Annotated in this window: 6 protein-coding genes and 1 pseudogene; 1 reads left to right on the top strand and 6 read right to left on the bottom strand. The window is 57.5% G+C overall.

Annotated elements, in window-relative coordinates; all coding sequences use genetic code 11:
• Positions 1 to 96: 96 nt before the first annotated feature.
• Positions 97 to 522, top strand: a pseudogene (locus I3253_RS20540) (hypothetical protein); the annotation flags it as partial.
• A gap of 75 nt (positions 523 to 597) precedes the next feature.
• Here the strand turns inward: I3253_RS20540 and I3253_RS20055 are convergent.
• The 6 genes from I3253_RS20055 to I3253_RS20080 form a co-directional block, all read right to left on the bottom strand.
• The gene (locus I3253_RS20055) at positions 598 to 1,902 is read right to left on the bottom strand and encodes an McrC family protein (protein WP_197919565.1); all 1,305 of its coding nucleotides are present in this window, start codon (positions 1,900 to 1,902) and stop codon (positions 598 to 600) included.
• Positions 1,899 to 4,667 (bottom strand): AAA family ATPase, encoded by a 2,769-nt coding sequence (locus I3253_RS20060; RefSeq protein ID WP_197919566.1) that lies wholly within the window; start codon positions 4,665 to 4,667, stop codon positions 1,899 to 1,901. The genes I3253_RS20055 and I3253_RS20060 overlap by 4 nt, the downstream gene beginning before the upstream one ends.
• 55 nt (positions 4,668 to 4,722) lie before the next feature.
• On the bottom strand, positions 4,723 to 7,869 hold the full coding sequence (locus I3253_RS20065) for a UvrD-helicase domain-containing protein (protein WP_197919567.1): 3,147 nt from the start codon (positions 7,867 to 7,869) through the stop codon (positions 4,723 to 4,725).
• On the bottom strand, positions 7,866 to 10,484 hold the full coding sequence (locus I3253_RS20070; protein WP_197919568.1) for a RecB family exonuclease: 2,619 nt from the start codon (positions 10,482 to 10,484) through the stop codon (positions 7,866 to 7,868). Before I3253_RS20070 ends, I3253_RS20065 begins: the two co-directional genes overlap by 4 nt.
• A 67-nt stretch (positions 10,485 to 10,551) precedes the next feature.
• Positions 10,552 to 11,550, bottom strand: a complete 999-nt coding sequence (locus I3253_RS20075) for a helix-turn-helix transcriptional regulator (RefSeq protein WP_197919569.1) — start codon at positions 11,548 to 11,550, stop codon at positions 10,552 to 10,554.
• A 105-nt stretch (positions 11,551 to 11,655) separates the two neighbouring features.
• The gene (locus tag I3253_RS20080) at positions 11,656 to 12,654 is read right to left on the bottom strand and encodes a hypothetical protein (RefSeq protein WP_197919570.1); all 999 of its coding nucleotides are present in this window, start codon (positions 12,652 to 12,654) and stop codon (positions 11,656 to 11,658) included.
• Between the last annotated feature and the right edge of the window lie 68 nt (positions 12,655 to 12,722).

Here is a 12,722-nt window from a genome sequence, read left to right on the forward strand (position 1 = left end):
CTTTTTTGAAATCACGACTATCCCTCCCGAATGTTCCAAGCTCAGGATAGTTGCGCCACACAAATTGAGGCAGAACCCAATTAAGGGCTACGCGACACCAGTTGGGCGGAGCTCATCAAAGCAGCGAAGGCCACGCTGCCCTGCTGGAACGTCGACACCCAAGTCATCTGGGATCGCTTCCTCGCCTTCAATCGCTCCCGAGGTAACGGAAAGGTGCCCGCAGGCTTCCTGCTTGGCTTCATGCGCCGATGGCGAAATTCGTCGGGAACTCCACCTCGTCCCGCAGCCAAGCCGCCGGCCAGACCAATAACGGACCCCAAAGAGCGCGACTTGCTGAGACAGATACAAGCCGCACCAACTGCGAACCGCCAGTTCCACGCGTCCGACCTGTGCCGTTTGATCGGGTATGCTGCCTATGAAGCGCGTGTACTCGATGTGATCCGCAAGTTTGGGTGTCAGAGGTTTTCAGCGACGTTGGCAGTGCACGGACGAGCGGTGTTGGCAGGGGAGATATCCAGGTGACGGATAGACTCGAAGAAAGATCCCGCGGCGCGGAAATCGTTCCGTCAGCCGCATGATACGAATGATCTCAAAAAGCTATGCGAGTTCGTGTTCCCGAAGTGCTCCTTGGATCAAGTGTTTTAGAGCCTCTACATGCGCATGCGACGAGCCAGTGACGTCCATCGTAGCTACCAGGAGGCTGTCCTCCGCGCCTTCGCTTGCAATCGTGTAGCGCGTGCGGATCGGATCGGGTGGCAGATCGCCGTGGTGTGGATAAAGCAGCATGACGTTCGGGCACCGATAGAGTTGGCTGTAGGCCATCAACTGATACACATCAGCCTGGCTGACGCCCTGCTTTGGATCGTCGATGCGCGGCGACATCCTTTTCCATTTCGTGTCGATGACGAGCGCAGTTCGATCGCCCTGCCGGATGATGAGATCCGGTTTGGTCCGAAACCGACCTGTACCGCCTTCGAATAGGCAATCTCGATGACCGCCTTGCGCTGCGACACGGTATCCGCTGCCTGCGAGGGCGCGTGTGACCAGTCTGGCAACGTATTGTTCGAACAAGGCATTCATCTCGAACAAGAGCGCATGCCCGTCAATAGCTCCAGCAGTGGTTTGCTGATGCCGGTCTGTGAGGAGTAGCCGGGCAAACGAAAGAAGCTCACTCCACCGCTGATTTGTGCGATCCAGAGTGATCTGGTCCCATCGCAACGCAGGGATGGAAACGTCGCTCACATCGGCATAGGCAAAACCAAGCTCGCGCAGGATACGCTGGTTGTCGGGCGCCTGTGCCACATGCTGCAAGCGCGTCACGGCGGCGCGCATCACCTGGTTGAGCGGTATATCAGAAGACAGTTCATCGTATCGACAGGCCAGCCTCTGCGGCGCGACCGCATGGCGAGAAAACTGGCGGGTGACATCGAGCCTGCCGCGGAGGGCAGGTAGGTCGTCCGCATGATCTAGATAACGGCGCGGCAATCCCATTCGCACCGCTTCCATCAGGCGGGCGCAAAAAAGCCGGATCAACAATTCCAGTATGGTGTCCTTCTGCCATCCGAGCTGGGCCAGCGATCCTGCATCAATGCGCAGATCGTGGACAACCGCCAGCATGTGGATCAGGCGGCGACGCAGAGCATGATCGGAAGCCTCGCGCTCACCAAGGCCTTCGATCTTCGGAAGGATCTCCAATTGACAGCCTTGCGCGACGATTACGCCGACCACGCCGCGGGCGCGCAGGCCTTTGCGGCCGTGTTCGAGTACACCTTCTCCACCGTGTCCCGCGAAGGTCGAGCGTGTCGCAACGGCGGCAATTCGATCAGCTTCCGCCTGGGGGATGGTCGTGTCGTCATCCCCGTAGCCGATGCGCTGCCATTCGCGGAGCGTGCGGCGGATCATGAACCGAGCAGCCGCGCGTAATTGAAGCTGTCTTCGCGCACGTCCCACCGGAAGCGCGGCATCGCTTCGCCATTGTCGAGCCCCGGTGGTGCCTTCAGGACGGACCTGTTCAGAAAGCCGCCCTCTATCGGCCCGTCATGCGTATCCAGATCGCCCAGCACCGCGGCGATCTTGCCCCAGTCTTCGAAGAAATACTCGGCCAGCAGCGGGATCACCTTGTGCCGCATGACCTCGTCCACATCCGCTCGGTTGTCGCAGCCGGTGAAATAGGCATGGCCGATCTGGTGGTCACGGTCATAGAGGTGCTCGATCCGTTCATTGATGATCGTCAGAAGGGTCGGCAGATCGATACCTGTGCGGGCCGCAGCCTCCTTCAGAACGGCCGGATTGGGCATGATTTCGCGGAATGTGAACCGCCGCCGCAGCGCCGTATCGAGCAGGGCGATGGAGCGGTCTGCCGTATTCATCGTCCCGACAATATGCAGGTTCGACGGAACACCAAACTCGTCCCCGGAATAGGGAAGGCGCACCTTCAGCTGGTTCGCCTGACCGAGACGCTTGTCCGATTCCAAGAGCGTAATCAGCTCGCCGAAAACCTTGGAGATATTGGCGCGGTTGATCTCGTCGATGATCAGGACGAAAGGTTCGGGATCAGATGGCCCCTCGTTCCGCTGGCTGTTCATGTAGCGTTCAAGGGCCGGCACGTTGAGCGAGGACTTGTCGATTTCATAGATCGTTCGCTGAACGAGGCCTACTTTGGCAACATCGCTCGCTTCTATGCCATCCCGATCAACCCAAAGCCAATTCACGGCGCGGCGATGGGCATAGTCCCCAGCACGCCCCTCTATCGGACTAAACTCGTAGTCTCCTTCGACGATACCGATTGCGCGGACAAGCAGATTTCCCTTGGTCACGATTAGTACGTCGCCGACTTTCAGGCTGTTCCGAAAAAGGTTGGTCATCATTGAGGCTGGCTGAGAAACAAAGGCCTCTGGGTCTTCCTTACGCCGGGCCTCCGCAGCAGCGTGGATTGCCTCTCGTGTGTCAAATCGGGGATCCGAAAGATCAAAATCGTAGAACCCAAAGATCGCGCAATTCTTCTCGATTGCTTCCTCAAAGAGAGGTGCGTCTTCGGGCAGATACTTTGCGCCTATCGACATCTTGAAAACACGTCGGCCTTCGAGCGAAAGCTTTGTTTCAGAACTGACCGTTCCTCTGCTCACCTCCGCACGTCGTGCGATGCGACGGAAAATGCCCGGCACGGTTTCCAACCGGAACCCACCCGAGGATGTGTCCTCGCCATCGTCCGCGCCGGTCATCGGCTGTCGGCCTTCGACGAACTCTTCATAAGCCATCGACTGGTGAAACGTGACGAACTCGATCCGCCCCGCAGCGAGCAGTCCCTGATAGACTGCCATCAGATCGTCGCGATCTTCTGGCACAGGCTCCCCGCACAACTTTACGGCCTCAGCCGCTGTGCTGAACGTCTTACCGGTGCCAGGGGGGCCAAAAAGGATCAGGTTTTCTGCGACATTCATTGCGGAACGCGGCATATCTTCGCCTTTCTTGATCTCGTTCGACTCGAGCTGGAAGGTAAACTCTGTTGTTGTACTTCTTGCCGGCCCCTCAATCTTCGGAGCGGGCACGCGGGCCAGCGATTGGAATTTTTCGCCTTCCAAAGCTTGACAAACGTTTGCCCAGTTTTTCTCGAGGCCGCATAGATCGTGCAGATCACCTGCGCGAATGGTGACGCTTGCTTTACCCGCTTCCCGCGCCGGCTCAATGAAATAGTTGAGGGCCACGAGGCGGGCTCTTTCTGCGCCGCGCATCAGATGTGTATATTCATCCGGCAGGGGCAGCGGCAGGTCATCTTTGTCGACAATGACATATCCGGCCTCATGCAGTTTTGCCGCCGCGTCAGAGGGTTGGCTCCATCCGCCGTTCAAATTGCTGGAGGTTTTGCCGCTCAAGAACCCAACGATTGGTTTGGTCGGGTACCTTCTGTCTTCTCGGGGCTTTGTCGACCTGACCCAATACTTTGTAGGTTCTTTGAAAGCAGAGAACGCAGGTTCAAACTCGGCTGTTTCTCGCAAATCAAAAGCATCCATGGCGGCTTCGATCAATTCGCGTGTTATCGCGCCCTTGTCTTGTGCGACGGGCTGTCTCAGGACTTTGTAGCCGAGTTCCTCAAGCTTTGAGAAGGATTGTGTTTCGCCGAATCCATTGAAGAATTCCTTCGCTGTCAGGGAAATTTTCTCAGGCAAATGTGCAACTGCGGCGGCGACGGTAGCCTTGGCGGGGAACGTGTGATGGTCACCAACACCAGAGAACCGCACCTTCGGAGCGGCAAAAGCACCGCGTTGCAGAAAGGCTTTTTCGCCCAAATCTCGACACTCCTCCATGGCGGCTTCGATCTCTGCACGCGTCAGTCGATCGACCATGGATTGGTGTGTGTGTTTGTCTGGCATGTTCTGCCGATTTGCCAGAAAGCTATGGTAGAGTTCGAGCGCTTGTCGAATGCTGGCCAGCCCCGTTCTCAAGACACCATTTATTGGTACTGGCGAAGGGTTTGATCGTCCTTCCCGCTCATCTTCGGTGCTGTAAGCAAATTGCTCGAGAACTCTATCTTTCTCCTGCGTAGAGAAAAGATCATCGAGATCGCCGAGGTACTGTTCAACTCGTTTTGCGCTGCTGATCCTAGAAGAAGCGGTTTGAGGTGACTGCCCCTTCTCTTCAAGCCACGCCTTGAATTCATTTTCGTGCAATGGTGCCCCCATAATCGTGTTGTTGGCGATCTTTACTCAGTTCTGACCGGTATTTTCATGTCGGGGCTTCCTGCGGCACCCGGGAAAACGAAAGTGTTCCTTCGCTCATCCAGTTGATCGCTATTCCTTTGATTTGTTTATCCGGCCACTCCTTGCGGATCAGCTCTGCATATGCCGCGAGCTGAGGTAGATAGGTTGCGAAACGCGCCTCAGGATCCGGACAGGCCCCGGATTTGTGGTCGACGATTAGCAGGCTGTTCTGGCCTTCGGCCAGCAAATCGATGATCGCATTGGTCTCAGAGCCATCAGCCGCCACTTCCTGAATAGGAAGTTCGAAATGCAGACGATCAAAGCCCTGATCAGAGAGCCAAGACGTTAGAGCCCTAGCCTGAGCTTCAATCTCCGCAAGAGTGTCTTTCGGCAGGCCGGTCGCGTCTTCCAGCTGAACTGCCTTGTCTGGGTGTTGGACGAGGACGCGAAACGCAAGATGCCAGGCAGTTCCTCGCGCCGCTGGATCGGCCAGTGCCCGATCTGAGATAGATGATCCAAGATTGTAGGTAGCCAGACGGCTTGTCGGTTCCTCGATCTGGTTACCAAAAGTCGATGGGCTCCGCCGCCAAGCTGTCTTACCAGTCAGATCCAATCCCCGCCGTTCGCCGAAGAGAGCATGCCCAACATTTTCCACGATTCCTGTCGAGTCAGGGTTTTCGACATTGCCGTCGAAGATTTGAGCCTCAAACGCGCGTCCGCACAGAGAGATTTCGCCGACGTTTACCGTAAGACCGGCGTGATCCCGTAGAATATCTATCATTCGCTCGGGTTGCGTGCGGGCTGTCCTCCGTTCCTTTGGGAGAACTAAGATCAGTCTATCCCGAGCCCGCGTCAGCGCGACGTAGAGCTTGCGGGCGGCATCTTTGATATCTTCGGGATGCCGCGCCTCAGCGAAGGCTTGCTGGCTCTCAGGGGCTGCGAAGTCTGGGAGGAAGCCTAGTCCAGCGTTGTCCAGCACACTCGCAAGATGATCAAAGCTTTCGAACTCTGCACGCAACGTTCCAGGTCGCTCGGCAATACTTTGATCGAGGCCGGCCACGAATGTTATCGGCCATTCCCGACCTTTTGCTGAATGCCATGTACAAATTTCAACGCCGCTGCCTGACCAAGCGTCGCGGTCCGGGTGGCGATCCCAATCTCTATCCGTCTGCCCTGAAATCCAACCCAGGAAAATCTGCATATTGCTGCCATGGAAGCCTGCCGCGGCGCGCAGCCCGGGCAACATTCTGTCAAACTCCTGCGCTTCTCCATCCAGGCGAGCCAAATCCGCCAGCGCCTGTGTTGCATCGGACATGCCTGCAGCCCAGTCTCGTAACCCAGTGGTCTGCAACACCAAGGCAACCGCATCAGCGATAGGAAGCGCTTCGATTGATTGGTTCAACCCTCGTAGGGTTTCCAATGACTGATGTGTTTCCAGTACTCCATCCACGGCGTTGCGAAGAGCATCCTCCAACGCCATTCGAGGGGGCCCGAGCGTTAGCCACGTGAGTGCCGCGTATCTATCTCCAGGGTCAGACGCGTAGGCCAACGCTGCGCGCGCTGCTCGCATAGCGGGTGCGCCCAGCCAGCCCGCCTGCTGAATGCGGACAGGAATGCCATGTGCCTCAAGTGCTGCGGCGACGCTGCTGGCATGACCGTGGGTGTAACAGAGCACTGCGATGTCTTCTGGACGAACAGCACGAAGTTCTTCTCGCGCTTTGTCGAACACTTGTGTTTCATCGGCCAAAAGATCGGCGACACGGTTGGCAATGCTGGGAGCAGCATTCACGAAGTCGCTACGCGGCAAGTTCAGGACTTCGATTGTCGTCTCGCCGGTTTCAGCTCTGACTGGTGAGAGAGCATCATAACTTTCGGGAAAGAGTGTTGGGCCAATCGTGTTCACGAGTTCCATGATCCGCGGATCGGATCGCCAGTTGCGGTCAAGCGGCGCAATAACTTCCGGATTGGCCGTTTGCAGTGCCGCTGACAGCCGGGCGTCTGCGCCCTGAAATCCCATGATAGACTGTTTGGTATCTCCAACGATGAGTGCATGTTTGGCGCTACAAGCCAGCCGCCAAAGCAGGGCGAACTGAACCGGGTTAGTGTCTTGAAACTCATCGATCACCACACAATCGATCTCGCCAAGAACCGATTGCAGGATTGCGGGGTCTTTCCGCAGCAAGGTTTCGGTTTCGACGATCATGTCGGCATAGTCGATGAGCCCTGCTTCCCGTTTCGCAGCCTGATAGGCGGCGAGAACCTCCTGTGCACCGGTCACAATTGCAGTGAGATGGGCGCGAGCATCCGCCAGTGGCCCCGGATGGCGTGGCAAGAAATCTGCAGCAGCGACCACGGCAGCTGCATGATCGTCGTAGCCCTCAGGGGTTTGAGAGCCGCGCTTCGACTGACGAAGATTCCTCAGCTTTTGCCATAGCTTCCAGTCGCCCTCCAAAACACCGGGCTCCAAAGCGCGGCGCAGGTCTTTATGGTTGCCGGAAAAGTCCTTCACGGCAGACGCATTGCCCTGGAATTGATTTGCAAGATTGTGCGGAAATGCATCCAGAAGAGACTGCACCGCCCGTCTCAATGCATCTGCCAAGGCCGAACCATCGGCTTCGCATTCGCCATAGCCGTCGGTCAATTCCGCCAGTGCTGAGTTCAGAATATCCGGAGAACCACCTCGCTCACCCAAGCCTCGGATCAGATCGACAGTTTGCAGGAGTTTCGCGCGGAATTTCTCCTTGGCACTCATGCCTGTCTGCGGATCCCAAGCATAACCAAATCTAGCCAAGCCAGCCATCAACGGCTTCAACGCCTCACAACGACCCATCTCCAAGCGGATTAGAAGATCGCGCTCGGGATCTGTCAGAAGACGGCTCTCGGGGGAGTGCCCGCCGGCGAAGGCATGTTCTGTCAGAAGTCGTTGTCCTAGAGCGTGGATAGTGCCGATATAGGCTCGGTCAATCTCAAGCGCATCCCCAATGCGCCCCCGTGCCATCAATGCGCCGCGGATACGGTCCCGCAACTCCGAGGCTGCAGCTTCCGTGAATGTCACTGCCAGAATCCGGCTGGCGGAAACCTCACCACCCACCACCCAATCGGCAAGGGTTTCCTTGATGTGATGGGTCTTACCGGCCCCTGCTCCGGCAGGTACAAGCGTGAGATGTGTCATGCCTCGTCCTCCTCGGGCAAAGTGAAGGCCGCAACCAGTGGATTGCCTTCGAGTGCGTAAGCTTTGATACCGCGCTCTTTCTCGAACCGCTTGGCATCTCCCTCTCGGTTTAAGCGGACTGTTCCGGCCCCAACTTCCGCGATGGCAGCGGCGAGTTGCGACATCGCGTTTTCCGAAACATCTTTGGAGGCTGCTTCGACACGGACCAGGCCCGCTCCGAGTTCATCGGCCAAGACAGTTGCGTCGCGCGTTGTGTGATAAGCCGTAACGATCTGCGCACCGTCTTCAACCAATCTCGTCAGCGCGGTCTCTTCATTGGGTCGTTCAAGCATAGCGCGATAGAGTGCGACCTGTAGATCCCAGCCCTTTGACATGCGGTCGCGGCGGTTGCCGGCTCCTGATCTCTTGTGATCAACGACGAGAATCCGCCCGTCTGGCAATTGAAGCAGGCAGTCGGCCTTGCCATGCACAAGCAGTCCGCCATGATCCCCGGCAAGATTGACTTCGTTGTGCAAAATGACCGCGCCAGTTTCATTTAAGAACCCGGCCCAAGTTCTTGCGACCTCCAGCGCCTCACCCAAAAGCGATTGCCGCTCAGTGGCCCAAGATGCGCCACTAAGCCATCTTGCGTGTTTCTTGATCGCCGCATCCAGAATATCGGGCAGTGCCGCTTCCAAAGCGTCAATTTCCGGGGTGGCCGCGTTTTCGGGGAAAGCATCTTCGAGGACCTGATGGATAATTGTCCCGAGGGTCATGACATCGAGGGTTTCTGGTGCCCAAGTGCGGTCTTTCGCATCGAGTTCGTCAAGTAACCAGGCAAAGGGGCTCACAAGCAGGGTTTCAAGTCGCGATGGCGACTGCGGCAACATCCGTCCCGCATCATCATGCCGGATGCGGAGAAGATCGATGCCCGGTTTGTCCGGTGTCCCAAGACCACGATTGAGTCGCAGAATGCCATCTTCAGGGAGTTTATCCCTGACCCCGTGCGAAAGACGGGGCGGCAGATGCCATGCTACGGGCCATTGATCACGCGGCAGGGCTCGCACATCCTGCACAAGGTCTGCTGGCTTCTCAGATCCGAGCATATGGCTGATCAAGGCTAAACCAGTGGAAGGCGATAAGGGTTCTCCGAGCAGGCTTTTTGCTGGTGCAAGCAGCGTCAAACCGTCTGTCCCCGCACAAAGTTGACGGCGAAAGAGTTCCAATCCACGCGCGAGTTTCTCCCGGCGACCTTTAAGCTGCAGACCGGTTTTCTGGCGGATCAAGGCAATTTCAGCCTCGGTGAAGAAGGGGTCCGACCCAGGGCTGTGCGGCCAGCGGTTGCCGTTCAATCCCAGAACCAGCAGCTGGCGAACAGGTCGCCACGGCAGCGCGTTTTCCGTGAAGAGTGAAACCCCTTCCACGAACCGTTCATGTCCAACGGCGCCAATCTGGTTTGGCGCAGCGAGGTTGTGAAGCAATGCCCAATCGAGCGTTTCACGGGTGACTGCGCGCAGCGATGCGAGGCGCGGCTGCAGGTTGGTATCAACAAGAGATCTATCAACTACACCCAGACGCGCGAACAATTGCTCAGGGGTATGCGATGGCTGCAGCGCGTCCAGCAACTCCTTTGCTGATCCAGTCAACTGAGAGGCTGTCTTGGACCAGCCGTAATCCATTACTTCACGGGCCATTTGATGACCAACGTCGCGCGTCCAGGGCATCAAGGGAGAGGTGTAAAGGGATGCCAGCGCCGTGCGCGGTGCAGGCACGGACAACAGGACCAGCAGGAGCGAAAGAAGTTCGCCTGTCAGGTCTCTCCTGGCCGCTTCCTCCGGCGCACCCGCAAGCGGCAGCCCGAGTCGTTCGCAGCCTTCCTGCATTGCCAACATGTAGGCGGGGTCATCGGGCACCAAGAACCCTATTTCGCCAGGGCCATCAACGGAGCCGTCATCAAGCATACGTTGGGCAAGTGCCGCTGCAAATTGTGCTTCTTCTCTCGGATCACGCAGCCCGAAACAGGACACGGTGGAATCACGTTCGACCGGTTTCGTCACCGCACCCAAGTGTTTTTGGACAACACCGTAGCAACCAACTGCCGACCCATCACCTCGCGGCTGACGCTGCCTCCAACTTGTCAGAGCTGCTTCGGGTGCAGCGCCGTGATGGAGTGTCAGAGCTTCCACCAAGGCAGCTTCTGCCGCATCTGCGTGTGGACACGGCGACGGATCAAGGATCGGCAGCGGCTCAAGTGCATCTTTCGCTTCAGAACAGATTACACGCGCCCATGCCGCCAATGGCTCAGGCAAATTGCCCAAGTCCTTCCACAGTTCTTTCAAGGCGGTGAGGTGTGTTTTCGCACGACATTCTGGCAATGCTGAAACATCGAGTTCAGTAGGACTGAGGCTCTGCGTTGATCGAGCGACAGCTGTGAGAGCTGCTTCGACGGCTCGTGTTGTCTCTGCGGGTGCGGCCTCAAAACTTGCGCTCCAAGGTGCGTTCCGTCCTTCGAGAGTGGCCAGAAAGTCCAGATCGCGGGATTTCGGAGCGAGATATGTCTCTCGAAGCAGGTCATCCGTCACATAGCGCACTGCCCCGGTGATGGGATTGGCAGTTAGTAAGGGATCGATACGCATGGGCACTCTCGGGAATCGGTTATCTGGGCGTTAATGCAATATTAGGAACTAAGGGTGGCAATTTCTGTCATGGTAGTGAAGGGAAGTCATTTCGTCGATACGCCTCTACAAGTTCGCGCAGTTCTTTCGGCGCTACGACCTCAACTTGGTTTCCCCATTGGTAAAGATGCCAGGCCATCTCCAAATGACCGGAGGCGACAAATCTGACGAGGACGGATCCATCGGGCTGGTCTGACACACTTTGGTTTGGGTGGAAGACGAAGTGCCGCGCCGTTTCCGCAGCTTCAGGCGCAAACCGCCATACTACCTCACCATATTCCTCGGCCGAGTGGTAGGAGCCGAAAGACAGAGCCGCGAATGTGTCCAGATGAAAGTCTGGATCTCGTGCAAAACTCTGGCCTGTAATGCTGACCTCTTCGATACGATCCAAGCGGAACCGGCGCATCACCTTGTTTCCATCGACTGGCTTCGCAACAAGGTACTGTCGGACACCAAGAAGAACGCCATAGGGGTGAACGACTCTCACGCGCGGTCGCGTATCGTCAGCCCCGCGATAGGAGAGCTTCAGTTCCCAAGGGGCCCGCAAAGCTTCTGTCACCGTTCCAAGCAGTTCCATGTTGGTGACGGACCGAGGCCCTGGGCGAGATGCAAATCCTTGCGCTTCGAGCAAGGCCTCAGCATCCGCTTCGGTGCGTCTGGCATGGCTTGCGGGCATCGCTGCAAGCAGTCTGTCCCGCAAAGCGCGGATGTTTTTTGCATCTTCGAGCGCACCATCGCGAAGCGCGCGTTTCTCTGCCGTATCGAGTGCGGCCAATTCACTGTCACGTAGTCCTTGGGCCTGCAGCCATCGAGGGTCACTGCGGGGCAAATGCCAGCGGCGGCGGCGCTGATCATCTTCGGTGACGCTAACTTGAGGAAACACTGCTTCAAAAGCACGCATCATGCGCTGCGCGGTTCGGTGATCACAGCCGAACTCGTCCGTAACGTCCTGCAATCGGATTCCATCGTACCGTGAGGTCGCCATGTCAGCGACGCGCAACAGATTGGCAGCTTTTGAGAAAGTCATTCTGACGGCCTCATTTCCAGTTTGCGTTTGCTGTAATATCCCAGCATGACAATTTTTGTCATGCTGGCACATTGAAGCCATCCAGCAAACCCTGAGAAACGACTTTCAGATGTCGAGAGACCACATTCGATATCGCCCTTGCCCGGTCACTTCGCGGATCAAACCGCTTGCCTCCATCCACGCCAGATTGCGCTGAACGGCGGCTCGACTGGCTCCAGTCGTCGCCTCAGCCATTGGGGCGGAGACCAAGGGCCACTGAGAGAAAGTTCTTCGCAAGGCACGCGGTGTGCGACCAGACAATTGCGCCATGACGTTTTCTGCCCGACCCGTCCACGTTTCAATATCGTCAAGTGTTCGCATCGCCGTCAGAATTGCGCTGTTCATCCCATCCAACCAGCGTGCCAAGCGTTCGGTTGGCAAACCCGAGATACGCAGCCCCCCTGCCCCGCCCATAGCCAGCGGCGCGAAGACGGCGCCGCTTCCGTCGCAGGCCGCGATCCTGGACGCGGTGACGGCGGCTTCGATCTGGTCGCCTTGCTGTCCGAGGCCCGCCAGACTCCAGAGATGAAAGCCCATGCAGGCCCGGGTGATTGGGTGGAGCTCGGCTGCTGCGGCCATGACATCCAGCCATCCGCCCGCGCGATCTTCGAAACGCTCAGCGCTGTCTGCAATGTTCTCGGGATCGCGGCGATCCAAGAAGGCGGCCAAGTCAGCCTTCGGTCCGGGACCGCCTGTCAGGCGCCGAACAGCCCATCCAACTCTTGCCAGCGCATTTGGGTCATCCTGTGCGCCCGAGAGCCGCATCGATATCCATAGCGCCAGACGATCAGAACTCACCCGATCCCCTGAGAACCAGCTGAGGTCCGCCGCCTCGAGAAGAGCGAGCCGATGCCGCCAGCCTTCCGGGCCGCGCAGCAGCCGGTCATCCAGAGCACCCAGACGTCCAGCGACCCGCGCCAATCGCGCAGCGTGAACGCCTTCTGCCTTTGCCCAGTCTTCGATGACAGCAGTGTCGGGCGGTTCTGCCCGTGGCCCGGGAGGCAAATCATCTGGTTCTTCTTCGAGTGGCCCCGGCAGAAACCAAAGATCCTCTTCTGTCGCAATTGCTTTGCCGTTTCATCAAAAAGTTCTTACAGGATTCCAGTAGGATGAAGCGTAATCCGGCCTGGTAT

Origin of the sequence: Thiosulfatihalobacter marinus (assembly GCF_016019955.1) — a bacterium.
In the GTDB taxonomy this organism is placed as follows: Bacteria; Pseudomonadota; Alphaproteobacteria; order Rhodobacterales; family Rhodobacteraceae; genus Shimia; species Shimia marinus_A.